The sequence below is a fragment of the Acinetobacter proteolyticus genome (genome assembly GCF_000367945.1).
GTDB lineage: Bacteria > Pseudomonadota > Gammaproteobacteria > Pseudomonadales > Moraxellaceae > Acinetobacter > Acinetobacter proteolyticus.
In genome coordinates this window covers 2,290,214-2,316,726 of record NZ_KB849179.1, presented here as the reverse complement: position 1 = coordinate 2,316,726, position 26,513 = coordinate 2,290,214, and the positions used below count along the sequence as shown (strand labels likewise).

General features: G+C 42.8%; 22 protein-coding genes and 1 pseudogene. 9 read left to right on the top strand and 14 right to left on the bottom strand.

Features of this window, described 5'->3' with window-relative positions:
• Positions 1 to 33 precede the first annotated feature (33 nt).
• Positions 34 to 2,415: a phenylalanine--tRNA ligase subunit beta gene (pheT, locus tag F993_RS06295; RefSeq protein WP_004655643.1), complete on the top strand. Its 2,382-nt coding sequence runs from the start codon at positions 34 to 36 to the stop codon at positions 2,413 to 2,415.
• Positions 2,412 to 2,708 (top strand): integration host factor subunit alpha, encoded by a 297-nt coding sequence (locus F993_RS06300; protein ID WP_000126166.1) that lies wholly within the window; start codon positions 2,412 to 2,414, stop codon positions 2,706 to 2,708. The genes pheT and F993_RS06300 overlap by 4 nt, the downstream gene beginning before the upstream one ends.
• A 170-nt stretch (positions 2,709 to 2,878) precedes the next feature.
• On the opposite strand, the pseudogene F993_RS06305 reads toward F993_RS06300, so the two are convergent.
• From F993_RS06305 to trxA, 3 genes and pseudogenes are all read right to left on the bottom strand, one after another.
• Positions 2,879 to 3,079, bottom strand: a pseudogene (locus tag F993_RS06305) (hypothetical protein); the annotation flags it as partial.
• A gap of 389 nt (positions 3,080 to 3,468) precedes the next feature.
• Positions 3,469 to 4,737, bottom strand: a complete 1,269-nt coding sequence (gene rho, locus F993_RS06310) for a transcription termination factor Rho (protein ID WP_004655640.1) — start codon at positions 4,735 to 4,737, stop codon at positions 3,469 to 3,471.
• Between the two features lie 329 nt (positions 4,738 to 5,066).
• A complete protein-coding gene (gene trxA, locus F993_RS06315) occupies positions 5,067 to 5,393 on the bottom strand; it encodes a thioredoxin (protein WP_004655637.1) in 327 nt (108 codons plus the stop codon).
• A 273-nt stretch (positions 5,394 to 5,666) separates the two neighbouring features.
• Here trxA and ppx point away from each other — a divergent pair, with 273 nt between their 5' ends.
• Genes ppx through F993_RS06340 form a run of 5 tightly spaced genes read left to right on the top strand, consistent with a single transcriptional unit; the run spans position 5,667 to position 10,802 of the window.
• Positions 5,667 to 7,187: an exopolyphosphatase gene (gene ppx, locus F993_RS06320; protein WP_004655635.1), complete on the top strand. Its 1,521-nt coding sequence runs from the start codon at positions 5,667 to 5,669 to the stop codon at positions 7,185 to 7,187.
• A gap of 33 nt (positions 7,188 to 7,220) precedes the next feature.
• On the top strand, positions 7,221 to 8,045 hold the full coding sequence (locus F993_RS06325; RefSeq protein ID WP_004655633.1) for an acetyl-CoA carboxylase carboxyltransferase subunit alpha: 825 nt from the start codon (positions 7,221 to 7,223) through the stop codon (positions 8,043 to 8,045).
• Positions 7,982 to 9,373 (top strand): tRNA lysidine(34) synthetase TilS, encoded by a 1,392-nt coding sequence (gene tilS / locus F993_RS06330; RefSeq protein ID WP_081401970.1) that lies wholly within the window; start codon positions 7,982 to 7,984, stop codon positions 9,371 to 9,373. Before F993_RS06325 ends, tilS begins: the two co-directional genes overlap by 64 nt.
• A gap of 3 nt (positions 9,374 to 9,376) precedes the next feature.
• Positions 9,377 to 10,216, top strand: coding sequence for a pyrroline-5-carboxylate reductase (gene proC / locus F993_RS06335; RefSeq protein ID WP_004655629.1), 840 nt, complete (start codon positions 9,377 to 9,379; stop codon positions 10,214 to 10,216).
• A gap of 16 nt (positions 10,217 to 10,232) precedes the next feature.
• Complete coding sequence (locus F993_RS06340) at positions 10,233 to 10,802, top strand: YggT family protein (protein WP_004655627.1); 570 nt, start codon at positions 10,233 to 10,235, stop codon at positions 10,800 to 10,802.
• Between the two features lie 43 nt (positions 10,803 to 10,845).
• Here the strand turns inward: F993_RS06340 and F993_RS06345 are convergent, their stop codons facing one another.
• Positions 10,846 to 11,976 (bottom strand): acyltransferase family protein, encoded by a 1,131-nt coding sequence (locus F993_RS06345; RefSeq protein ID WP_004655625.1) that lies wholly within the window; start codon positions 11,974 to 11,976, stop codon positions 10,846 to 10,848.
• 143 nt (positions 11,977 to 12,119) lie between these two features.
• Positions 12,120 to 14,885: a DNA polymerase I gene (polA, locus tag F993_RS06350; protein ID WP_004655622.1), complete on the bottom strand. Its 2,766-nt coding sequence runs from the start codon at positions 14,883 to 14,885 to the stop codon at positions 12,120 to 12,122.
• A 188-nt stretch (positions 14,886 to 15,073) separates the two neighbouring features.
• Here polA and F993_RS06355 point away from each other — a divergent pair, with 188 nt between their 5' ends.
• The gene (locus F993_RS06355; RefSeq protein WP_004655620.1) at positions 15,074 to 17,938 is read left to right on the top strand and encodes a DUF2339 domain-containing protein; all 2,865 of its coding nucleotides are present in this window, start codon (positions 15,074 to 15,076) and stop codon (positions 17,936 to 17,938) included.
• Here F993_RS06355 and F993_RS06360 read toward each other — a convergent pair.
• Positions 17,935 to 18,852 (bottom strand): mechanosensitive ion channel family protein, encoded by a 918-nt coding sequence (locus F993_RS06360; protein WP_004655618.1) that lies wholly within the window; start codon positions 18,850 to 18,852, stop codon positions 17,935 to 17,937. The genes F993_RS06355 and F993_RS06360 overlap by 4 nt on opposite strands.
• Before the next feature lie 9 nt (positions 18,853 to 18,861).
• Positions 18,862 to 19,683, bottom strand: a complete 822-nt coding sequence (locus F993_RS06365; RefSeq protein WP_004655616.1) for a hypothetical protein — start codon at positions 19,681 to 19,683, stop codon at positions 18,862 to 18,864.
• 93 nt (positions 19,684 to 19,776) lie between these two features.
• Between F993_RS06365 and gspE the strand changes: the two genes are divergently transcribed.
• Complete coding sequence (gene gspE, locus F993_RS06370; protein ID WP_004655614.1) at positions 19,777 to 21,267, top strand: type II secretion system ATPase GspE; 1,491 nt, start codon at positions 19,777 to 19,779, stop codon at positions 21,265 to 21,267.
• Positions 21,268 to 21,332: 65 nt separating this feature from the next.
• Here gspE and F993_RS06375 read toward each other — a convergent pair whose 3' ends face one another.
• The 7 genes from F993_RS06375 to F993_RS06405 all read right to left on the bottom strand — a co-directional run bounded on the left by F993_RS06375 (position 21,333) and on the right by F993_RS06405 (position 26,465).
• Positions 21,333 to 21,767: an organic hydroperoxide resistance protein gene (locus F993_RS06375; protein ID WP_004655612.1), complete on the bottom strand. Its 435-nt coding sequence runs from the start codon at positions 21,765 to 21,767 to the stop codon at positions 21,333 to 21,335.
• 87 nt (positions 21,768 to 21,854) lie between these two features.
• Positions 21,855 to 22,292 (bottom strand): MarR family winged helix-turn-helix transcriptional regulator, encoded by a 438-nt coding sequence (locus tag F993_RS06380; protein WP_004655610.1) that lies wholly within the window; start codon positions 22,290 to 22,292, stop codon positions 21,855 to 21,857.
• A 135-nt stretch (positions 22,293 to 22,427) separates the two neighbouring features.
• Entirely contained in the window at positions 22,428 to 22,790 is a 363-nt protein-coding gene (locus tag F993_RS06385) for a DUF4951 domain-containing protein (RefSeq protein ID WP_004655608.1), read from the bottom strand.
• A 211-nt stretch (positions 22,791 to 23,001) separates the two neighbouring features.
• Positions 23,002 to 23,826 (bottom strand): carbon-nitrogen hydrolase family protein, encoded by an 825-nt coding sequence (locus F993_RS06390; RefSeq protein WP_004655607.1) that lies wholly within the window; start codon positions 23,824 to 23,826, stop codon positions 23,002 to 23,004.
• Positions 23,827 to 23,854: 28 nt separating this feature from the next.
• Positions 23,855 to 24,376 (bottom strand): anti-anti-sigma factor GigB, encoded by a 522-nt coding sequence (gene gigB / locus F993_RS06395; RefSeq protein ID WP_004655605.1) that lies wholly within the window; start codon positions 24,374 to 24,376, stop codon positions 23,855 to 23,857.
• A 102-nt stretch (positions 24,377 to 24,478) separates the two neighbouring features.
• The gene (gene gigA / locus F993_RS06400; RefSeq protein WP_004655603.1) at positions 24,479 to 25,447 is read right to left on the bottom strand and encodes an RsbU family protein phosphatase GigA; all 969 of its coding nucleotides are present in this window, start codon (positions 25,445 to 25,447) and stop codon (positions 24,479 to 24,481) included.
• A gap of 130 nt (positions 25,448 to 25,577) precedes the next feature.
• Entirely contained in the window at positions 25,578 to 26,465 is an 888-nt protein-coding gene (locus tag F993_RS06405) for an MlaA family lipoprotein (protein WP_004655601.1), read from the bottom strand.
• Between the last annotated feature and the right edge of the window lie 48 nt (positions 26,466 to 26,513).

Sequence of the window (26,513 nt, the reverse complement as noted above, 5' to 3'; positions counted from 1 at the left end):
CAGTTTTTTCAGGATTAAAGAAGGTTTATACAAATGAAAATTAGTGAAAATTGGTTACGCACGTGGGTGAACCCAGCTATTGATAGCGATACATTGTCTGATCAGTTGACCATGTTGGGTTTGGAAGTCGATGAGTTGGCACCTGTTGCAAAACCCTTTACGGGTGTGGTTGTCGGTGAAGTTCTTACGGTTGAACAACATCCAGATGCAGATCGTTTACGTGTGACCACGATTAATATTGGTTCAGGTGAACCCTTACAGATCGTATGTGGTGCGCCAAATGTTCGCGTGGGTATGAAAGCCCCTGTTGCGACGATTGGTGCAGTATTGCCAGGCGATTTTAAAATTAAAAAAGGTAAGCTCCGTGGTGTTGAATCACAAGGTATGCTCTGTGGTGCTTCTGAAATTGATTTAGAAGACAAAATTGATGGTTTGTTAGAGTTGCCTGCTGATGCACCAGTGGGAATGAATATTCGTGAATATTTAAAACTTGATGACAATGTGATTGACATCAGTATCACGCCAAACCGTGGTGACTGCTTTAGTATTCGCGGGATTGCGCGTGAAATCGCGGTGATTAACCAACTTGAAGTGAATGAACCGAAGATTCAGGCCATCGCCGCAAATATTACCGATGGAAAAGCGGTCAACATTAGCACTGAAGGTACGCCACGTTATTTAGGTCGTATCGTTAAAAATGTCAATGTAAAAGCGCCAACCCCTGAATGGATGGAACAGGCACTGGCACGCTCAGGGATTCGTACCCATAGTATTTTGGTCGATATTACCAACTATGTGTTACTTGAACTCGGCCAGCCGATGCATGCCTTTGATTTGGCAAAAATCGAAGGTTCGATTCAAGTCCGTCAAGCGCAGCCACAAGAAAAATTGACGCTGTTGAATGATCAAGAAGTTGAATTGCAAGATGACATCATGGTCATTGCAGATGATCAGAAACTACTGGCGATTGCGGGGATTATGGGGGGACTAGATTCATCGGTAACTGATGAGACCCAAGATATCTTCCTTGAAAGTGCTTTCTTTGCACCTTTAGCCATTGCAGGACGTGCACGTCGTTTTGGCTTGCATACCGATTCATCACAGCGTTATGAACGTGGTGTGGATTTTGAATTGCCGATGATCGCCATGCATCGTGCTTCTGAGCTGATTCAAGCCTTTGCGGGCGGTGATTTTGGCCCTGTGACTGTGGCTGAACAGACAACTTTATTGCCAACGCGTGATGCGATTGAGCTACAACAAGCACAAGTTGATCAGTTGTTGGGTTATCAAGTTGCTGGTGATTTTATTGTCGATGCGTTAACACGTCTTGGTTGTGCGGTGGAAACTAAAGCACAAGGTCAATGGGCGGTTGTTCCTCCTTCGCACCGTTATGATATGGCAATCTATCAAGACCTGATTGAAGAAGTGGTGCGTATTCACGGTTACGACAATATTCAAATCAGTTTGCCAAAAATTGATGTAAAACTGGAAAAGTACCAAGACCGTTTTGAAATTGCACAATTACGTCAAACTGCGGTGACGCTAGGCTACCAAGAAGCGATTAGCTTTAGCTTTGCTGATGCTAAGCTTGAAAAGCAGTTGAATCCAAATGTACATCCATTGATGTTAGCGAATCCGATTTCAAGTGATTTGGCAGCAATGCGTAGTACTTTGTTATCGAGCTTAATTCCGTGTGTGCAGTACAACTTAAATCGCCAGCAGCAACGTGTGCGTTTCTTTGAGCTCGGCTTACGTTTTGATTATCAGAATGCGCAAAGCATTCATGATCTGAAACAAATTCCAACCTTGGCATTAATTGCAGTCGGTTCACGTGTACCAGAATCGTGGCATGCAAAACCACAAGCAATGGATTTCTTTGATTTCAAAGGTGAGATTGAAGAGATTTTAGCTGCAGGTCGTATTGCTGTTGAATTTGTGCGTACTGAGCGTGTCTGGTTGCATCCGGGCCAGTCGGCTGAGATTTTGGTGAATGGGCAGTCGATAGGTTATCTTGGTCGTTTACATCCATCACTGGAAAGTGAACTGGATTTAGGCACAACTTGGGTGGCCGAGCTGGATCAGCAGGCAGTTTTGCAATCTTATGTATCTAATTTTACAGAATTATCACGTTTTCCATCGGTTAGACGTGATATTGCGCTTTTAATCTCTGATAATATTGAGGTAAGAGATATTCAGCGGTTAATTGAGCAGACTGGTGGTGAGTTACTCGACTCAACATGGTTGTTCGATGTGTATACGGGGCAAGGGGTTGAACAAGGCAAACGCTCTTTAGCTTTTGCAGTGCTCTGGCAACATCCAACTCGTACGCTTGAAGATGCTGAAATTAAATCTGGTATGGATAACATTATTCAAGTGTTGGAAGACACTTACCAAGCGACATTGAGGGCCTCATGACAGCATTAACAAAAGCAGATATGGCGGACCATTTAAGTGAGCTTACTAGCTTAAATCGCCGTGAAGCAAAACAAATGGTCGAGCTATTTTTTGATGAAATCAGCCAAGCTTTAATCGCGGGTGAACAAGTCAAACTTTCTGGCTTCGGCAATTTTGAGTTGCGTGACAAACGTGAACGTCCGGGACGTAATCCAAAGACAGGTGAGGAGATTCCGATCTCTGCTCGTCGTGTGGTAACGTTCCGAGCGGGTCAGAAATTTAGACAGCGTGTTGGAAATGAGCAGATCGATTGATCTGCTTTTTTATACCTGAATCTATGGGTATTAACAAAATCTAGGCATAAAAAAAGAGAACCGAAAGGTTCTCTTTTTTCTAATCTAAAACTAGATTATTGTGCAGCAGAAGCTTCAGCTGGAGCAGCTTCAGAAGCAGCAGCAGCAACGTCAGAAGCAGCAGCATCAGTAGCAGCAGCAACGTCAGAAGCAGCTTCAGCAACGTCAGAAGCAGCAGCTTCAACAGCTTCAGTAGCTTCAGAAGCAGCTTCTACAGCTTCAGATGCAGCAGCAGTAGCGTCAGTAGCTGGCGCTTCTTCTTTCTTAGAGCAACCAACGAAAGCTAAAGTAGTAGCAATAGCAGCAGCAACAGCGAATTTTTTGAATAACATGGCATCACTCTCATAAAATTGTGAGATTAAAAAAAACCTAGAGTTAGTCTGTTTGTGCTTTTATTATTCCTAAACGCTTTAGGTAACAACGCAGGGAGCAGTCTAACTGGTCTGTAGCTATCCTATCAAAGCAATTCATGAATTACTACTGTTCTGTCCAACAAAACGACAAAAATGGGCAGAATTTGGCTGTTTTTTGATAGAAAATAACTATGGAGAATAAAATTTAAATCGGTAAGTTGCGGAAATAAAATGAGATATTTTTTAAATATATAAATAAATCAATGAAATAGTATTTTTAGTAACTTTTTTAAAAGAATGTAAATGTTATGTAAGCATGTCAACCAAATAAAAAAAGCTACCATTAAGGTAGCTTTTTTGACTGAAACTTAAGTTGAGGCTTTTCGTTTCATTTGATCAAAGAAGTCATCATTGGTTTTGGTTTCTTTCATCCGATCCAATAAGAACTCCATCGCGGCAAGCTCATCCATTGGGTGGAGTAATTTACGTAAAATCCAGACTTTACGTAGATTTTCTTCACTCATAAGACGTTCTTCACGGCGCGTACCTGATTTCTTGATGTTCATTGCAGGGAACACGCGTTTCTCTGCGATACGACGGTCAAGCGTAATCTCTTGGTTACCTGTACCTTTAAATTCTTCGTAGATCACGTCATCCATCTTACTGCCTGTTTCAATTAAGGCAGTTGAGATAATACTGAGTGAACCACCTTCCTCAATGTTACGTGCAGCACCGAAGAAACGCTTTGGACGTTCTAAAGCATGTGCATCCACACCACCTGTTAACACTTTGCCTGAAGAAGGAATGACAGTGTTATAAGCACGTGCAAGACGGGTAATTGAGTCAAGTAGAATGACAACATCCTTCTTGTGTTCAACCAAACGTTTCGCTTTTTCAATCACCATTTCAGCAACTTGAACGTGACGGGCTGGTGCTTCATCAAATGTAGATGCAATCACTTCACCACGAACAGTACGCTCCATTTCGGTGACTTCTTCAGGACGTTCGTCAATTAAAAGCACAATTAAGAATACTTCAGGGTTATTACGAACAATCGATTGCGCAATGGTTTGCAATAACATTGTTTTACCCGCTTTTGGCGGTGCAACAATAATAGAACGTTGACCTTTACCGATTGGCGCAATCAGGTCGACAACACGAGAGGTTAAATCTTCAGTTGTCCCATTACCGAGTTCCATGACCAGTTGTTCAGTCGGGAATAAAGGTGTGAGGTTTTCAAATAAAATTTTATTACGCGAGTTTTCAGGCGTATCGTAGTTAATCTGGTTTACTTTTAATAAAGCAAAATAACGTTCACCTTCTTTTGGCGGGCGAATGGTACCTGTAATGGTATCACCCGTACGTAAGTTAAACCGGCGGATTTGCGATGGGCTGACATAGATGTCATCTGGTCCCGCTAAATATGAACCAGCCGCAGAGCGTAGGAAGCCAAAACCATCAGAAAGAATTTCGAGAACACCATCACCAAAGATTTCTTCGCCGTTCATGGCGTGGCGTTTTAAAATGGCAAAAATAATATCTTGTTTGCGGTTACGTGCCATGCCTTCAAGGCCCATAAACTCCGCAATTTTAATGAGTTCGCCAATGGGTTTTTTCTTGAGTTCAGTTAAGTTCATAAGTGGTCAGACAGAATGGAATAAGTGGAGGACTACGTTAGGGAAAGAATAAAAATCGACCGCATACATACATGCTGAGGTAATTGTATTTACACAACCACGATTCAGTAGTCTGGTTCATTGTTTCAGAGAGAAATGTGAAAACAATTGTTTATTGCCGAGCGGCGATCTTATGTTTTGTGTCTTGTAAGAAGCGCAATGAAGTAGATTCCATTCAAAGCTTCTTGATCCAGAAATATAGAGGAAATCAAGCAAATTGTCAATTTTTACGGAGAAATACGCGATTCAATGAATCGCGTATTTCTTCTATAGACCGTGTAACAATTGGATTAGATGTTTTGGTCAATGAACGCTGCAAGCTTAGAGCGAGGTGCTGCACCGACTTGTTGAGCAACAACTTCGCCATTTTTAAACATTAATAATGCTGGAATATTACGGATGTTATATTTAACAGCGGTATCTTCACATGCAGTCACGTCAACTTTAACAATTTTTACTTTTCCTGCGTATTCATTGGATAAGTCTTCAAGAACTGGCGCAATCGCTTTACATGGTGCACACCAGCCAGCCCAGAAATCAACAAGTACAGGGGTTTCAGCATCTAAAACATCTGCTTGGAAGTTTGTATCAGTTGTATTAACAATAGTCGCAGACATGAGGTTGCTCCAAATTTAAGAAATAAAGTGCGAATTTGATCATCATCACGATGAATATTACATTGCTACTTTATTCAATGTAAGGGTTTGTTCTGATTATTCAAGTTTGAAAATGAAAAGTCTAATGGATGCTCACGATGTTGATCATCGACTTCTGCAATCATTTATGCACGAAAAGCGAAAATACGCGACTTTTATTGATTAAAATGACTTTAAAATTGTAAGCATGTGAATTACTCTAATGCGTGAATTGAGCATGGGTTTATATGAATAATGTCTGATTTTCTGATTGATGAGGAATTACTTGCTGCGATTGATATGGGATCGAACAGTTTCCATCTGGCAATCGCTCGTGTTGATCACGGTGAAGTTAAGAAAGTTGCTTCAATGTCAGAAAAAGTACAGTTAGCAGCTGGGCTTGATGAAAATAAAAATTTAACCGAAGCCGCGCAACAGCGTGGATTGGCATGTTTAGCCCGTTTTGTTGGGCGTTTGAGCTCAGTACAGCCGAATCGTTTACGTATCGTGGCAACCAATGCGTTAAGACAAGCAAAAAATGGTCACGAATTTATCCAAAAAGCAGCCGAAATTTTACCTAAACCGATTGAAATTATTGCGGGTCGTGAAGAAGCACGTCTGATTTATCTCGGCGTTTCACATACCATGGCCAATGGTGGTCGACGCTTGGTGGTGGATATTGGTGGGGGTTCAACCGAGTTTATCATCGGTGAGGAATTTGAACCGCTGCATACCGAATCCTTACAAATGGGCTGTGTTGCCTATAGTAAAACCTATTTCCCTGATGGTGAAATTACCAGCAAAGCATTCGATAAGGCTGTGGTTGCTGCACGCAAAGAAATGTCCGCGATTGCCAATACCTATAAATCTGTAGGGTGGGATACGGTGGTTGGTTCGAGTGGAACCATTAAAGCCTGTCGTCAGATTGCGGTTAATCTGGGTTTAAGTGATGAGCAAGAAAACCTCACTCGTGATGGTTTATACAAATTAAAAGATCGTTTACTTAAATTTAAACATATTTCTGAAATTGATTTTGAAGGTCTACGTGAAGACCGACGAGCAGTTTTGCCAGCCGGTCTTGCGATTTTATATGCCATTTTTGAAGTTTTAGATATCGACAAATTGGCATATTCTGACGGTGCATTACGCGAAGGCGTGATGTATGACTTGCTTGGTCGTTTTAAACATGAAGATATTCGTGACCGTAGTGTGCAAGCGTTAATGGGGCGTTATAACGCCGATCCAAAACAAGCTGAGCGTGTGGTCAATACGGCACAAGAGTTATTCGACGGCGTTGCTGATGCGTTAAATTTAACGACTGAAGACAGTGACTTACTGCGTCGTGCAGCTTATCTGCATGAAATTGGCTTGGCGATTAGCCATGGTGGTTATCATCGCCATGGAGCATATTTATTGCAACATTCGGATATTCCGGGTTTCTCGCAAATTGATCAAAATCATCTTTCGCACCTAGTTTCACATCATCGCCGTAAGTTACGCGCAGATGCAAAAAATGACGTTTTAAAGGTCGGGGGCAGTCATTTACTCTATCTTTGCCTCTTACTGCGTCTTGCCGTTTTACTGAACCATAGTCGTAGTGATCAGATGCTTCCTGCCATTGAACTGAGTGTTGTAAATGATCAACAATGGCAACTCAGCGTTTCTGGCGATGCTAAACAATGGCCTTTATTGGTTGCAGATCTGCATGATGAGCAGGTGCAATTTAAGCATTGGGACATTGAGTTAAATATTCAGTCAGACAAATTTGTTGATTAACAATACATCCTCGTTAGGGATTATCTACGACTTATGAAAAATAAAGCGACTCAGTCCAAGGCTTGGGCTACGGTTCAAATTGCAAGACACCCTGAACGTCCGCAATTTCTAGATTATGTCAGTGAAATCTTTACTGAATTTGATGCTCTTCATGGTGACCGTTTATTTGGTGATGACGGTGCCATGATCGGTGGTTTGGCGCGTTTTGATGGGCAACCGGTAATGGTTGTGGGTCAACACCGTGGCCGTAGCACACGTGAAAAGTTACAGCATAACTTTGGGATGTGTAATCCAGAAGGTTACCGTAAATCACAACGTTTGCTTGATATGGCTGAACGTTTTAATTTACCTGTGTTTACTTTTGTCGATACCATGGGTGCATACCCTGGTGTAGGTGCGGAAGAACGTGGTCAAGCGGAAGCGATTGCGACCAGTTTGGCACAACTTTCAAGTTTGAAAGTGCCTGTAATTGCCACGATTCTGGGTGAAGGTGGTTCTGGCGGTGCATTGGGTATTGGTGTTGCTGACCGTGTGATTATGCTGTCACATAGTATTTACTCGGTGATTTCACCTGAAGGCTGTGCGTCGATTTTGTGGAAAACTGCAGATAAAGCGGCTCAGGCGAGTGAAGCGTTGGCTTTAACCGCAGACAAACTCAAGGCTTTAGGCATTGTTGAATATGTTGTGGATGAAGGTGAGGGAGCACATACGCAACCTGAAAAAGTCATGCATGATTTGAAAGATGTGTTAAAACAAGCCTTAGAAGAATTGCAACCGATGGATGCACAAGAACGATGCGACGCACGTTATCAACGTTTAATGAAGTTTGGCAGCAGCAATTTAGGCATCGCGTCTTAGCACAAACTCAGCATTTTTCTGAACAAACTCAATTCCTGATTGGGTGTAGCGGCGGCATGGATTCCATGCTGTTGCTGTATCTGATGTCTGAACTTTTTCCGACTCAAACCCGCGCAATTTATATTGATCATCAATTACAAAGCCGAAGTGATGAATGGGGCTGGCTGGTTCAACAGCATGCTGATGCACTCAATATTGCTTGTATTGTTCAAAAAGTCTCGGTCGAGGCTGGTAATTTAGAACAACAGGCACGTGATGCCCGTTATCAAGCTTATCGACAGCATTTAACCTCGAATGAGTTTCTGGTATTAGCCCATCATCAGCAGGATCAGGCTGAGACGCTGTTATTGCGTTTATTCTCTGGTGCTGGGGTCAATGGACTTGCAGCCATGCAGCAGCTTGATGTTCGTCAAGAGATGACCATTTGGCGACCGTTTTTGGAACTCAGTCGTGATCAGATTGAGCAATGGGCCATGCAGCTCGGTTTTGATTATGTGACTGATCCAAGCAACCATGATACGTATTATGATCGGGCGTGGTGTCGAGAACAGCTTTGGCCTATGTTGCAACAACGTTTTCCTAAAATGCAGGCGGCTATCGCACGCAGCAGTTATTTAATGCAGGATGCGGCTGAAATACTGGATCAGGTGTTGCAAGCAGATTGGCAACAATGTGCTACCGATCATCAGCTCGATCTGATCAAATTGGCACAACTTTCGGCTGCCAGACAGAGGCAATTGTTGTCTGCTTGGATGAAAGGAAATGATCAATATCGTCCTAGTTACGATATGGTGCAACGATTACAACACGAAGTCATTCTGGCAAAACCTGATGCACAAGCAACTTTACATTTCAATCAGCATTATTTTGTGCGTTATCAGAAAAAAATATATCGCTTAACGAAAGCTGAGCGTTATGCAGAAAAAATCTCAATTTCTCCGAAAGTTGTCATGCAACCTTGTCAAATAGATCAAACAATCCACGTTGCAGCGGGGAAATTTAAGATTGAATCTCAAGTGATGGGGCTTTCGACTCAATTGTTGAATCGAGAGTTAACGCTTATTTCACGACAGGGGGGGGAAAAAATTCACCTCTATGGGCGTGTTGGCCACTGGCCATTGAAAAAAGCCATTCAAGAGGCACAGATTTTGCCTTGGTTACGTCATACAATTCAAATATTAGTCGTAGATAATGTTATGCTTGGGGTTTTTAGCCCAAAGGGTTTTTGGTTGGCGCAATCTGATTATTTAGAGCAGGGCGGTTGGCAACCAAGTTTAATTTCTGACTGTAATGACTTTTTTCAGCAGTCTTTTTCACATGATGAGTAGGACATGGCGACAACATTGAATCAAAATATTTGTTTTATTGGCGGCGGTAATATGGCACAGGCCTTGATTGGTGGGCTGCTGTCTCGTGGTTTACCCACAACTCGCATTACAGTTTCTGATCCTGTAGAACAAATTCGTCACATCTTAGAAGAAAAAAGCATTCAAACCACCACAGACAATGTGGAAGCAATTAAAAATGCAGATGTGGTGGTGTTGGCGGTAAAACCACAAGTCTTGGCAACGGTATTACAACCATTAAAAGGGTTATTGTCAGATAAACTCGTAATTTCAATTATTGCGGGCGCTGAAATTCAAACCATTTCAGATTTGATTGGTGGTAGTCAACGTATTGTCCGTGTCATGCCGAACACGCCAGCATTGGTACAAACAGGCGCGCACGGTATGTATGCGTCTGATGCAGTAGGTACTCAAGATCGTGAGTTAACCAGTCAAATTTTGGCGGCGACAGGTTTAACGATTTGGGTGGATACTGAAGCTCAAATTGATGCTGTAACAGCAGTGTCTGGTTCTGGCCCTGCCTATTTCTTTTACTTGATGGAAAGTATGATCCGTGCAGGTAAAAACTTGGGCTTAGATGAGAAAGTCGCGACTGCATTAACGCTACAAACAGCTTTAGGTGCAGCACAAATGGCGATTACCAGCTCGAATTCTCCCGCAGAATTACGTAAAAACGTGACCTCTCCAAATGGTACAACGCAAGCAGCTTTAGAAGTGTTTGATCGTGCGCAGATTTCACAAAATATTCAAGCAGCGCTTGCAGCAGCTCAGAAGCGTAGCCAAGAGCTAGCGCAAGAGTTGAGTGACAAGACTAAATCGGTTTAAGTAGGATAAGACAATTATGGGTGCAAGTTCTGCGCTAATTTTTGGTGTTTTGATCAATGTTGCAATTTTATTGGTCTTTTTCCGTTTTTTAATGCAATTGGCGGCAGTCAGTCCATACAATCCTGTAGTGCTTTCAACCGTGAAAGCCACCAAGATTGTAGATATTTTTAGCCGTATTTTCCCAACAGTGGGCAAGGGCCGTGTCAATTTAGCTGCGGTTGCGTTGCTAGTGGTGCTATATCTGCTGAAAATGTTCGGTTTGATGTATTTGTCTGGGCAGATGCCGCATAGTGCCGTATATCTGGTGATCACCACCTTTGTGACCATGATTCAGGATTTGATTCGTTTCTGTCGTTATTTGATCTTTGCCACCATTATTCTCAGTTGGGTGGTGATGTTTACTCAGACACGTTCGCCTTATATCGAAGTGATTCAAGAGTTGGCTGAGCCATTGCTTGCACCATTCCGCCGTATATTACCGAATATGGGGATGATTGACCTGTCTCCAATTTTGGCTTTCTTGGCTTTATACGTGGCTGAGATTCTTATGAATGAAGCGGCTAAAGTCTTGTTAACTGGTCTTTGAGCCTTCTTTATTCAATAAAAAAATGGGCATAAGGCCCATTTTTTTATTTTTTGATCCAGCGCTGCCGGATCGCTCGATTGAGTGGATTGGAAAAGTAGCGTGCAATCAGCCCACCGAGTCCAATGGCAAGCACAAAATAAATCAGCAATAGCATCAGTTTGATATTACCCTCAGTCAGTGCAGGCGTATAAAACAGTTTAAAACTGCCTAAAATAATCAGATGGAATAAATAAATTTCATAACTATTCTTGCCAATCTCCTGTAACCACTTAAAACGCTGTGTCTGCATGGTCGTATTTTCATTGGCAATATTTGCCAGAATCACGATGGTTGTTGCCAGTGCAAACACACTAATGCCCCAAACACAGTTTTGTTTAATTGGTGCTGAAAAGTAAATGATGAACATGGTCGCAATGGCGATATATTTCAGTGCTAACCAAGTTTTGGCTTGGAGTTTCAGTTGTGGTGCAATCAGTGCCGCAATACAGCCAAAAGCAATCCCGTCAAAGCTTGAAAAATAATGGTATAGGTAAGCACCACTTTCTTCAGCATAATGTAAATATCTGAAATAGGGTGCAAATACAATCAGGGCAAAGCAGACCAACAGAAATAAGGGTTTTCTTTTAAAGATTAAGGCGGTGAGTGGGAAAAGCAGATAAAACACTTCTTCTACGGATAAGGACCATAACACGCCAAGCGCATAGTTAACCCAACCATTTTCAATGATCAGGATGTTCATCCAAAAGGTCAGCGCTGCCAAGTTTACCGTTGATTGAGCCACCACAATGCCATTGGGGGCTTGGGTCATAAAGGGTTTAAGCTCAAACGCAGCTAAAAGATTGACCAGACAGATCAACAGAATCAAGGTCGGCATGATGCGGGAAAAACGCGAAATATAAAAATCCCGGGTATTGATCTGATGCAATGCACCCCAGCGTTTGAGTGTATGTGAGGTAATTAAATAGCCTGAAATCACAAAGAACATGGTGACGCCATAGTTCCCGTTTCGGGCGAAAAGTGTGGTGATGCTTTCACCGAACACCTGAAAGCTGATTGCAGTGTCAAATAGTTTATAGGGGATATTAAAGTGGTGTAGTAACACCAAGCAGATTGAAATAAAACGTAGCGTATCAATCGAGTGATAGCGATTAAATTGAACTTGATTAAAGGACATGGTGCATTCCCTTCTCCTATAAAGATTAATTTTTATCGAGGATTCTTTATTAATCGAATAATATTTATTATGTGTGTTCTTGTAGCGCAGGGGAGTATTGATCCCCTGTCTGCAAGAAGCTTGTATTGAATGGTTGTTGGCGCTTAATGCGCAGCGTCCCAGTTTAGACCTTGTCCAACTTCCACCACAAACGGCACTGAAATTTCCAAAACAGATTGCATCACGTCAGCAATTTGCTTTGACAGTTCATCTGCAATTGCAGCATCGGCTTCGAATACAAGTTCATCGTGCACCTGTAGTAAAAGCTTGGCTTGGTCTTTGGGTAGCATTTTATCCACTGCGATCATGGCCAATTTAATGATATCCGCTGCACTGCCTTGTAGGGGTGCATTGATTGCCGCACGTTCAGCCGCTTGTTTGATCATTTTATTACTGGCCATAATGTCTGGGGTATACAAACGACGACCTAAAATGGTTTCAACGAAACCTTGTTCACGTGCGATCTGGCGCGTGCGCTCCATATAATCCAACACACCCGGATAACGCTGGAAGTAACGTGCGATATAGCTACGCGATTCTTCACGGCTAAAACCGAGCTGACGGGTGAGACCGAATTCAGACATCCCATAAAGTAGACCAAAGTTAACTGCTTTGGCTTGGCGGCGTTGGTCATTGGTGACATCTTCAATGGCAATCCCGAGCACTTCAGAAGCGGTACGACGATGCACATCTTGACCTTGCTGGAAGGCATGAACTAGCGCATCATCTTGAGAGAAATGTGCCATCAAACGCAATTCGATTTGTGAATAATCGGCAGCGAGTAACACACGTCCTTCAGGGGCAATAAAGGCTTTACGAATTTGACGCCCAATTGGGGTCCGGATTGGAATGTTTTGTAAGTTTGGATCAGTTGAAGACAAACGACCTGTTGCGGTTAGGGCTTGGTGATAACTGGTATGTACACGATGAGTTGAATCGTGCGATTGCTCAATCAAACGATCGGTATAGGTGTTTTTCAGTTTTGCCAAACCGCGATGTTCCAGAATTACTTCTGCCAAAGGATGTTCAATTTTTTCCAGAATACTTTCACTGGTGCTGTATTGACCTGTCGCAGTTTTCTTACCACCTTTCAGTCCTAGCTTTTCAAACAGTACTTCACCGACCTGTTTTGGTGACGCGACATTAAACGCTTCACCTGCCAATTCAGCCGCTTGTACCTCAAGGCTTTGTATGGTTTTAGAGAATTCAACACTGAGCTGATCAAGGAAAGCGTGATCCAGCTTAATTCCATCTTCCTCCATGCCCGTAAGGACACGTGCGACTGGCATTTCGATGTTATGCAGGATGTTGACCAATTCAGGATGGCTTTGCAGCTTTGCAGCTAACACTTCATATAAGCGATAGGTGACATGTGCATCTTCAGCCGCATAATGTGCCGCCACTTCAAGCTCAATCTGGTTAAAGGTTTTTTGTTTGGCACCTTTACCCGCAATTTGTTCAAAGGTTGTAGTCAAATGGCTGAGATAAAGTCGGGCGACATCATCCATGCCATGACGTGTTGCTGCTGCATTTAATACATAAGAGGCCAGCATGGTATCGAAATACCAACCTTGAATGGTGATGCCGTGATTGGCAAAGATATGTGCATCATATTTGAGATGATGACCAATTTTCTTGACCTGTTCATTTTCAAGAATTGGTTTAATCTGGGCAAGAACCTGCTCACGATTGAGTTGTTCAGGTGCACCTTCGTAATCGTGGGCAACAGGAACGTAATAGGCATCTTTGGCATCAAACGCCACCGAGAAACCGACCAGTTCGGCAAAGCGATAATCCAGATTGGTGGTTTCAGTATCAATCGCAAAATGATCTGCTTGTTGCATACGCTGCAACAAGGCATCCCAATCTTGTTGGCTCAATACCGTATGATAAGTCGCATTCCCCAGTTGATCATCTTGGCTGGAAAGATTGGCATGATCTTCGGCAACCACAGGCTCTGGTTTTTGTTCAGTTTTGGCAATGCTTTGCGAGGTTTGCTGATAGGCTGAACTATTTGGATTGTTCGGGTGATCCAAAGACTGTAACTGATTACGGAACTCGAGTTCTGTATAGAGCTCACGAAGCTGATCAACATTTGGATTACATAATTTCAGATCATGCCAGTCCAAAGCTAAATCGAGATCACAGACAATGCTCGCCAACTGATGGTCAATTTTAATATTGTCTACATTATCTTTAATATTCTGGCTCAGCTTACCTTTGAGCTGATCGGCATTGGCAATGATATTGTTGAGTGTGCCGTATTCATTCAATAGCTTTGCCGCTGTTTTTGCACCCACACCCGGAACACCCATAATACCGTCAGATGCATCGCCCATGAGGGTAAGATAATCGATGATTTGATGTGGATGCACCCCGAACTTTTCAAACACACCGGCTTCATCTAAAACACGTTCTTTAAAACTGTCTTCCAGTTTGACGTGCTCATTCACCAATTGCGCCATGTCTTTGTCACCGGTCGAGATGAGGACATGATGACCTTCTGCCAAAGCTCGCTTGGTTAAAGTCCCAATAATGTCATCCGCTTCTGCACCCGCGAGAAAATACAATGGAATACCTTGCGCTTTAATCAAGGCGTGTAGATAAGGAATCTGTTGAGATAATTCCTCAGGCATGCTTGGACGATCGCCTTTGTAGATTGGCGATAATTTATGACGGAAAGTCGGCTCTGGTGTATCAAAAATCACAGCCATATGCGTCGGTTGGGTGCGGCGCATCAGTTTTTGAATCGCTGAGATTGCACCCCGAATGGCATTGGTATGTAAGCCAGTCGACGTGGTTAATGGGGGTAAGGCGTGAAAAGCACGAAATAAAAAATAAGACCCGTCAACCAAGACAAAAGGTGGCATTGCGCAAATCCTAATTATAAATTACTCGGTATTTTACGTGAAAAAGTGGTGGCTGTCTTATCTGAACTGGACGCAGAGCGGCTGCTTGTGTCGTTTAAAATTTGCAGTATTTTGTATGTAACAATACCTGCCTATCTAGTGATCAAGTAAGATAGCCGCAATGAAGCTGTCATAATTGATATAAGTCTATGTATAAAAAAGACAAACAGGGACTCATCGTTGTTTTAATTGCCTTAGCTGTATTGCTTGCGGCTGCAATTGCATTGAAGTGGCAAGGCATGATTGTTGCTGCTGGTATTGGATTGACCGTTGTTATTGTGCACGTTCTGTCTGAAATCCATCAGCGTTTGCGTCAGCTTGAACAGACCGCAACGAGTGATTTTGTGCAAACAGCGGGGATTGGCATACAAAAAATTGTGATTTATGGCGCAGCACTCGTCGCACTATTTGCCTATGCCAATACGTGGATGTGGTTGGCAGGTGGTGCTTTATTGGTGTTGCTGTTGTGCTTGATCCAAACCATCAGTGCATTTCAAACCCGTTTATTGCATCTGGAACAGGATGCGATTCAACAACATCAGATTCAGGTACAGCGCGCAGCTCAACCCCAGCCAACTGCACTTGATCAGCAGCTTGAAAACACAACTACAGCTTCTTCTAATCCTCTTGACCCAGTGCAGCATCCAGCATGGATGCATCAAACAACTGAATCTGTTCCAGCATCAATCGGGCAGACTTCGACTCCAGTTACTCGAGCAACTAAGCCTAACACACCAAGTTGGTGGCAACCTGCACTCGATTGGATGATACATGGCAATCCCATTTTACGTGTCGCCGTCGCAGTGCTTATGGTTGGCGTGGTGTTGTTATTACGCTTTGCCAGTGAGCATTGGCAACTCAGTCTAGGTGTGAAGCTGAGTTTTATCGCCAGTGCAGGCGTGATCATTACCATTGCAGGTTATGTGCTGCAAAAGAAAAATCAATTATTTGCGGTGGCTCTACAAGGCGTCGGTTTAGCAGTAGTTTTTTTAACCTTGATCTTCTCGCATCATTTCGCCGTCATTGCCAGCTTAGCTACTGCCAGTGTTTTATTTGTGATTCTATTATTGGCGACGGTCTACCTCAGTTTAAAACAACAAGCCTTGTATTTGGCGATGTTGGCTTTAACCATGGCCTATCTCGCGCCCTTGGTGATTCCACAAAATCATCCTGATGTGATTTTCTTATTTAGTTATTATTTTGTCATTAACTTAGCCGTGGCTGCGTTGAATTTTATTCAACCCTGGAAAATCCTGCATCAAATTGCGTTCTTCGCCACCATGTTTATTGGTGGTACAACCATCGGAATTTATGCAAAAACGGCACAGTTTGATACCTTGGATATCATTCTCTGGCTCCATATGGCGCTATTTATCTGGCTGAGCATTCGCTATAGCCAGCTGATGTTACGTGCTCAAAATGTGCAGCAACAAACAGCTCAGCTCCCTGAGCGTTTACAACCGATTTTAGATGTAGGCTTGATTTTTAGTGTGCCTGTACTGGGCTTTTCGCTACATGCCTATTTAATGCATAACTCAACCTCAGCACTCACTTGGGGTGTAGTTGCACTTGCGATTGTTTATATCAGTTTAAATATCTGGATTAAGCGTCAACATCCGCAACTTTTAATTTTAGCCAAAAGCTTTTTCATTCTTGCTGTGGTCTTTGTTGCATTGATTTTCCCATTGGCCAAAGGGGCACATTGGACTTCAACAGGCTGGGTAATTCAGGGAACGGCATTGATTGTCTGGGGCGTGACCGAGCGTTACCGATTAAGTCGCTATGTTGGTGTGGCATTGGTGTTATTAAGTTCTGTGGCGCTGCTGTTCCAAGTCTGGTCAAATGATCATTTCCCAATTCTAAGCACTGCGATTTTTGCATTGGCTCAGTTTAGCTCTGCTTTTTACTTATTACATTATCAAGAAGTGGAGAAGTATTTCAGCGCACGTATGCTGAGTGGTGTGTTTCTGGTACTTGGACTGTATTCAGGAGCGATTGCAGGGGCTGAGTTGATGCAATGGCAGCAGTATGGACTGAGTCCTTATCTCGCGATTGCTGTCATATTACTGCTGTTATTTAGTTTGGCTGTGCATTTTAAATCACGTTTGCAGTGGGACAATCTACAGCTGATTTTGGCGGCGGTACTGTTATTCCTACTCTACGGGGAAATGTTTGCTGTAGGCGTTTATTCGACTGGACATTGGCCGAACATGTTAGATCAGGTCAGTTTTGCCGTTGCTGCAAGCTTATTGTCCTTACTGCTGATCAGTTTGAATTTGAGTAAGTTTCGTGTCTATACGGTGATTTGGGCGACGTTGCTGTGGTTGAGTCTTGCCAGTATCGGTTTGGCCATTTTCCCAATCATGCCGATTGCAGCACTTGCGCTGATCCCTGCGATCTATGCTATTTGCTTATTACGATTGCATAAAACACAGTTATTGCATCAATTACCAGTGTGGGGCTTAAGCCTGTTGTGGTTGTTGCTGATTAGTCTAGATCCTTATTCGGCTGAACATTATTATGTTTTACCACTATTCAATCCTACCGATCTTTTGTCGTTGTTGGTGTTTGCAGGTCTGATCTGGATGATATATCAGCATGATTTTAGCGCAGAGCGTTCGATGGAGTGGGGCTTTAAAGTTATCACGATTTTGATTGGCTTATTGGTATTGAGCAGTGTGGTGGTCCGCGCCATGCATCATTATCTAGGCACGCCATTCTGGAGTGTCGCAATCTGGACGAATGGTGATGTACAACTGAGTTTGACGCTGCTGTGGGTGATCTTGGCCTTCGTTCTGATGACTTTTTCCAGTCGCCGTCACATTCGACAAATCTGGTTTGTTGGGGCTGCCTTGTTAGCCATTGTAGTAGCGAAACTACTGTTATTGGATCTATCGCAAAGTGGCACCTTAACTCGCGTGATTTCATTTATTGGTTCGGGAGCTGTGATGCTGGTGATTGCTTATTTGGCACCTTTACCACCTGCGATAGAAGAAAATCAGAAAGAGAGCTAACTCTCTTTCTGTTCTTTTTTGAGTTCTTTCTGATTGGCATATTGATCGACTTCGTCATTTTCTAAGGGCAGAGGTCGATCAATCAGACCCATTTTCGGTACAGGAATTTCAATCTCATTTTCCAGAAAGCCATTGCGAATACGTTCCTGCATTTCATCGCGAACTTTGAGTGAGTTCTCCTGACGACACCATACCGCAAATAGAAGCTCAATGGATGATTCTCTAAATGCCGTCACCGTAACCGTAGCTTTAGGATCATCCATCACCAGCGGGTATTTGGCTGCCACTTCTAATAGAACATGTCGTACTTTAATAATGTCTTCGTGGAAGTTAATCGCCAAGGTGATTGGAATACGCCGTATCGGGTATTTGGATAAGTTCATCACAGGGGTTCGGATCAGTTGTTCATTCGGCAAACGAATATAAACATTGTCCAGTGTGAGCAGTTTCACCGAGAGTAGATCAATTGAAATCACCTCACCTTCGATGGTTTGACCTCGAATTAAAGTAATTTGAATGGTATCACCGACTTCAAATGAGCCTTCTCCAATCAAGAATAAACCACTGATCAAGTTGCTGGCAGAGGTTTGTGAGGCAAAACCCAAGGCAACGGTTAAGATCCCTGCGGCACCCAAAAACACACTGAGTTTAAAACCGGCTTCTCTGAGGCTGGTCATAATGAACAGCAAGAAAATGAAGTAAAAGATACCTCGGCGCCATAACAGGCGTTGATGGGCATTAAAGCGACTGCCTACTGTGCGAATAAAGGCATTTGAAACCAAACGTGCAATCAGGAAGCCGATGAAACATAAAATAATCGCGACCACGATTTCACTAAGTCGCTCAAAGTTAATGTTGGTGAAAACACTTGTCAGGCTGCCAGCAACATCTTTGGGAATATTTGAATTTGGCATGGCAACCCCTTAAAAGAATGAATCGAACATATTAAATAAGGTGCTCCCCGGTGCGCGGGGCGGATGCACGTAAATCACTTCACCCGCAGGGCTTGGCGTTTTGTTTTCGATTCGAATACGTGCAGGATGATCGGTGCCTTCGTAATAGACTTTGATTTGTGAAGTCCATAAGCGACCTGTACTCTCACTATAAAATAAAGGCAGTGCGGGAACGGGGACATTCATACGGTCAAAACGCAATTGGTGATGACTGGTATTGTGGAACTCAATAGGAGTCACTGCTCGGAATGCACGTGGTTTGAGTAGATTCAAGTCAATACGTCCATCGACCGAGGTGGCATAGCAAATTTCACCATTCTGCGGATCTTTACCAAACCATGTGTCCTTAGGCTGAATCACAGGAATATCAAATAAAGGTTCAGAGAGTCCATCCACCATCCCTGCAATCCATAATGGAGTGCTAATATATAAGGTGCCGCGTTGACCCGCAGGAATATAAATCGGATCAACCGGTCGAATCACCACCGAGCGATCAGCCAAACGTGGCATCAAATGAAAACTGCTATTGGTTTTATGAAACATGTAGCGTTCAATTTTTGCTGGGGGTGGCATGGCAAACTCAGTATCGTTCAGGATTTTCCATTGCTGTTCGTAGTCGTGCTGAGATTGCGGGCGATGATATTCCAAACGCCACTCTTTAATTCCGCGTGTCAGACGAAACAGTAATGAACCGAATTGCCAAGCTTTGGTTTGCTGGATTTCAAATTGTTGTTCGCCCCACCATTTCAAAGTATTGGAATGTGGCGCTTCATATTGATTATTTTGAGACAAGATGCAAAATTCCTGTGTGAGTATGCTAAACAGACTTCACGCTGTAATCTGCTTAGAGTACACTCACTGCTTTCTTTTATCATTATTTGTGTGATGCAAATACTTAAACAAATACAAATTCCTTATAGTTTCGCTAAACGACATGGCGTTTTGTTACGTTATGAAGGCGATCAAGTTTTTATTGTACGACGCAAGGACACCGCGCGTATTGCTTTGCAGGAAGCTCGTCGAATTTTGGGGAAATCAGCTCTTGATCAACTTTGTACTGATCAAGAGTTTCATGCCTTACTGAGTTCCAGTTATGCAGGGGATACCGGGGAGTCGCAGCAGGTTGCAGCTGGCTTGGAAGATCATCCAGATTTATTGAGTTTGGCAGATCAAGTGCCTGAAGCTGAAGACTTGATGGATCAGGAGGATGATGCACCGATCGTGCGTCTAATCAATGCCTTGTTGTCAGAAGCGATTCGGGTAGGCGCCTCGGATATTCATATCGAAGCCTTTGAGAAAAAACTCTCGGTCCGCTTGCGTGTCGATGGACAATTGCGTGAAATTGTACAGCCACGTCGTGAATTAGCGCCGTTGTTGGTGTCCCGTATTAAAGTCATGGCCAAGCTGGATATTGCCGAAAAGCGGATTCCGCAAGATGGTCGTATCTCATTGCGTCTTGCAGGGCGTGAAGTGGATGTGCGTGTTTCGACTTTACCTTCTTCGCATGGCGAGCGCGTGGTAATGCGTTTGCTGGATAAGCAGGCAGGGCGTTTAAACATGACCCATTTGGGTTTAATGCAGAACGATTATGAGCGTTTAACGCAACTGGTTCATCGCCCGCATGGCATTATTTTGGTGACAGGCCCAACGGGTTCGGGTAAAACCACCACCTTATATGCGGCGCTATCCGATCTGAATGACAATACTCGCAATATTTTGACCGCTGAAGACCCAATTGAATATCAGTTGGAAGGAATTGGTCAGACCCAAGTCAATACCAAAGTGGATATGACCTTCGCACGTGCGCTTAAGGCGATGCTACGGCAAGATCCCGATGTGGTGATGGTGGGTGAGATTCGTGATCTGGAAACTGCTGAAATTGCGGTTCAAGCTTCTTTAACCGGTCACTTGGTGTTATCCACCCTACATACCAATACCGCGATTGGTGCAGTAACGCGTCTGAAAGATATGGGAATTGAGCCTTTCTTATTGGCGAGTTCTTTGATTGGGCTGATTGCGCAACGTTTGGTGCGAACTTTATGTCCACATTGTGTCACGTGGCGTAAGGCTGATGATTTTGAGCGCCAAGTATTCCAGCATCTTAAAGTGGATGAATATATGCAACTACCAGAGCCTCATGGTTGCGAAAAATGTTCACATGTTGGCTTTAGTGGACGAACTGCAATTTATGAAATTGTGCCCGTAGATGAATCGATGCGCCGTTTGATTCATGGCAATGCGGCTGAGTATGAATTGGAAAATCATGCACGTCGTCATGCTGCTTCGATTCGTGATGATGGTTTACTTAAAGTATTAGCTGGGAAGACAACTTTAGAAGAAGTGCTTCGTGTCACCAATGAAGCTGCGGAAGAATAAATAAATTCACGCATAAAAAAACAGCATGGATCATCCATACTGTTTTTTTAGGCGATGCTAAAGACTTATTCAGTCGTCACAATATTAAAATTCACATCAATATTGCCACGCGTCGCATTTGAGTAAGGACACACAATATGTGCAGCAGCAACCAATTGTTCTGCTTCTGCTTGTTCCATTCCAATTAAATACACATTCAAGGTCACTTCGATACCAAAGCCATTTGGAATCGGGCCAATTCCGACCTCACCTTCGACATAGGCATCTTTGCTAATTTTGAATTTATCGCGATTCGCGACAAATTTCATTGCACCCAAGAAACAGGCTGAATAACCTGCAGCAAACAGTTGCTCTGGGTTGGTGACTGCGCCACCTGCACCGCCCATTTCTTTTGGCACACCTAATTGCACATCTAAAACACCGTCAGAGGAAGTTGCACGACCATCACGACCACCTGTTGCTTTTGCTTTGGCACGATAAACCACTTTTTCTAAAGACATGATTATTATTCCTAAATAATATTGAATACAATTAAATCGTACACGATGTAAATTAAAAAACAAGTTGCTGTTGTGTAAATTTTAAACTTATTTGTTTAGGTTAGTACGCAGTTCTGAAAGTTGCGCTTTCAACTCAGATAACGTTGCAGGCGTACACGAGGCCGCTTGAGCCAGTTGATTTGGAATATCAATTGCTTGTAATTGTAAAGCGTGTCCTTTCTCAGTCAGCTCAATAATTACCTGTCGTTCATCTTTATGGGAGCGTTTGCGCGTGATCAGTGTTGCTACTTCAAGTTTTTTAAGCAATGGGGTCAGTGTTGATGATTCTAAAAATAGCCGTTCGCCAATCTCTGAAACAGAGAGCTGATCTTTTTCCCAAAGCACCAACATCACGAGATATTGTGGATAGGTCAGAGCAAGTGGGGCAAGCAACTGGCGATAGACTTGATTCAAGGCGAGATTGGTCGAATAAATCAGAAAACATAACTGATTGTCTAATAACAATTGTGGATGTTCTTCGCCCATATCATTCTCAAAGGTCATTGCATCACATCAGTATATATTGCTCTGCACGATTACCTAAGTGATTTGCAGTGCAATTCAAATACGAAAAGCATTGATTATAAAAAAGGAGATAGCTTAATCAGATTAAAGTTTAGTCTACCAAAGATCGGCGATTTTTTTCATCAATCGCGCTCGATAAAGTGCTGTTGGATTACTCAGATTATTTTGTGCTTCAAGTTCAAAGTGTTGTTGCCAAGCCTTGATCATATCTAAAGTGGTGCCTTTTTGCTTAATCACCACAACATCCTCACGTCGAATATTACTTAAACGTTGTCGTGCACCTTCAGCACCAGTTCCCCAACCAATCACCCATTGCCCAAACGCGTTTAAGGATAAATTTTGTGGTGTAGACAAAACCCGAGAAGATGGTGTCAACTCATCCCCATCGAGATCAAGTGATGATGCATGCAGCGGTACAGCGGTCCCCAAAAAAGAGAAAATCAGAATCAATCTAAACATGAATAAAACTTAATAAGAATTAATTGGCGATGTTACATCATTGGTAGTCCAAAATCGTATGAGCTTGTTCTACTATGATCAATAATTTGTATTAAATCATGATTCTATAGATCAGACATTTATTAAAGTTGATCATCTCAGTCAGATTGCTTTTGATTGGGTGAATTTTATACAGCAAGAGTTTGCTAGACAGAATATAACCAGAAGCAGTTTAATAATGAATAATTTTGCGATGTTGCATGAGTGGCATTGCCAAACGAAGCTGATTTTGTTGCTCAAGGTCAAAGTTACTGCTGATTAAACCGTGTCCTTCAGTATCAATGCTTTGCAGCAATTGGCCGCGGCTATCTGCGATGCCTGCATGTCCCCAGGTTTGACGTTGTTCACCGTGCCAACCTTGTTGTGCAGCGCCTAAAACATAACACTGACTATCCATTGCACGTGCTTGTAAGAGCAATTGCCAATGGAGCTGGCCTGTCGTATAGGTAAATGCAGCTGGGGCAGTTAAGATATTGGCGCCTTGCTGACGTAAAGTTAAGGCAAGTTCAGGGAAGCGTAAGTCATAGCAGACCATCAGGCCAATATTGCCAAAAGGTGTTTTGGCAACCACCACTTGATCACCGGGTTCGAAGAACTTGGACTCTTGATAACCCCCCACAGCATCGCCCACTTGTACATCAAACAAGTGGATTTTGTCATAGCGGGCTTCAGTACCTTCAGGACTAATACACAGACTGACGGTTCGAACACGGCCATCTTGAATGACCGAACCATCTGGACGGAAAGGGCATGGGAGTGTACCTGCAACAATCCAGATCTGGTAATGATGCGCCAACTGCTCTAAGCGCGCTTGAATGACTTCGAATTGGGCAGCAGTTTCGCGTTGCTTACCTGCGGCAAAGCAGACAAAATTCTCGGGGAAAACAATCAGCTCGGCACCTTGAGCCTTACTTTGTTGAAGTAATGATTCAATGACATTGAAGTTCGCTTCAATATCATTTTGAGAATTCATTTGGGCAACAGAAAGTAAGGTCATAGGGAGGCCTCAATACTGAGTTTAACGGTCAAGCATTTTGTTTTTGTACATCTGTGTTTAAGCAATCTTGTTCTTTTTGCAATTGCTTCACCAGTGGTTCAAACATATTCTGGTTGTTTTCATTTAAACGCATCAACGTTTTGTGTGCATCGAGCACGGTATTGAGCATGGCACTATGTGTGACATGTTCATCTGTCAGCTCTAATGTACATACATTAGGGTCGCCGCAGTAATTCAAAATCACAAATACTTGCCCGAGCCCCATACTATTGGCCAAGGTGGTAATATCTGGATTTGTCGACAGCATAACCGCTTGTATGTGATGAGCTTGCTTAAGCTTTAAACCCAATTTTGCCAGTATGCCTAAAACAGTACTGTCAATAAATGTGGTTTCAGTTAAATCAACGATTGCACCAACAACATTCTGCTGTTGTTCAATTCTATTGAGTAGTTTGTCTAGACTTATACAAGAGTGAGCACGCACTTCGCCAATAAGCTTGAAAATATGCGTTCCGTTCAAACTTGCATATTCAACATGACCTGTTGACATATAAATGCCATTTTCAGAGAAAGGATATAAAATTATCCCATAGTGATATTGTAGACACAAGTGGTTGCAAGGTGTGATTTAATTAAAGTGTTGATTTTTAATTTAATTCATTCGGCGTAAGCTCAAGATCGCGATGTCATCTGCTACATGATCAGGTGCTTTAAAGGAATCTTTTTGTAGGTGTTCGACCAATTGATTAAACTGATCATTCAAACCGCCATCAAAGGGCTCCAATGCTCCATCAGAACATAAAATAAACCGCGCATGGCGACTTAATCGACAATGATGCTCTTCCACTTCAAGCTCCTCGGTCAGACCCAAAGGAAAGCTGCTGGTGGTTAAAATCTGAGGGGGTTGATTGGGTTCGAAAATAATCGGTGGTGGGTAATGTCCTGCACTGGACCAGCGGACTTCATGCGTGACCAAATTTAAGATCCCGGCCACCATGGTAATGTGCTTCTCGATGTTTTCTTGCACTAACATGGCATTCAGTTTCTGAATCAATTGACTTGGTGTTTTTGAACGACCATGGAACGCAGCCATCCATGAGGTTAATAAGCTGCTAGTGACACCATGACCGGATACGTCAGCAAGATAGAACAAGACCTCTTCATCATTTAAGCGCCAATAATCATACCAATCACCCGATAAATAGGCTGAAGGTTGAAAAAAGGATTCAAATTGATAGTTCGGCAATTCAATTGGATTTGGTAACAGGCGCTTTTGTAATTCGGCGGCAGACGGTAAATCACGACTGTCTTGATTACGTTTGTATTGCGCATCTATTTTAAACAAGGAGTGAACAGGATTTTTGGGCAAACTATCCCACATCCAACCTGCTAAAGCACCTAATTCCCATGCTTGTGCCAACGCTGCACCTTCATGTTCAAACGCAAGCACAATCGTAGGGAGTTTCCACTGATATTTTAAAAAGTCTTGTACATCGGCAATTGCGATAATGGTTTGATCATACAAATCCAAATCATCAACTTGAATGATCTGCAAACTGGGTAACTCAGTTAAAGCTTGATCTAAACAGGGTATGGAACGCGTAGGTTGAATGAAATACATAGATGAATAGCCAATCCTTTGTATGATCATTTAAAATTCATCATAGATGAAAGATGACCTTGGATATAGTATTGCCAGAGTTTAAATTCTCTGGCAATACATAAGTTTGTAAAACATTATTTTAATTTAATCATTTTTCATCGGCAGAACTGTCATCGACATCATCTGCATCACCCACAAATGAAACATCATTTGAGTCGCCACGTTTCTCTGCAATCTGGAACGCTTTACGTTGTAGATAGAAGTCACGAATCATTGAATACTTGTCACCTTTCAAGCTTTCTTCAATATCTAGAATTTGAGATCGTGCATCAACTGCCTGTAACAGGTTGGTTGACCAATAAATACCATCTTGATCATCTAACAGATATTTCTGTGGACGACCATAACTATCTGCGGCTAAACCAAATCCATCACGGAATGTACTTGGGCCGAAGAAAGGTAACATCACATAAGGACCTGATGGAACACCATAATAGCCAAGGGTAACACCAAAGCTTTCCTCTTCAGTATTTAAACCTAAACGACGAGCCGGATCGGCAAAACCTAAAGTTGTTAACGTATTTACAGTAAAGCGACCTAAGGTTTTTGCTGCACGTGTAGGACGACCTTGTATGAGTTGATTCACCGCATTCCAAGGTTCGCCTAGGTTTTTGCGAAATTGACGATATGGGCTACGTACAGGTTCTGGAACCTTGGCAACATATTGAATAGCGACAGGCTTTAGAATGTTGCGGTCTAGCATGTCATTAAAAGCATAGATTTGACGGTTCAACGGCTGTAGAGGGTCTTTCACTGAATCTGGCTGTGCTGCATTCGCATTCACTTTTAAATCATTTTTAGTCAGATGCTTTAAATCTTTAATCGCTTGAATCGTTGAGGTCTTCTGTTCTGCAGTGACTTGGCTTGCTACAGCATTAGTTTGATTGGCTGAGTCGCTGAGAGTCTCTTGTGCGAATACTGATGAACATGCTCCAGCAGTTAACAACCCAAGCAAGATAAAATTTGAGTAATGCATATAAGTCCTTAATCGCTGTGAGAGCGAAATAATACAGCCATTAAAATG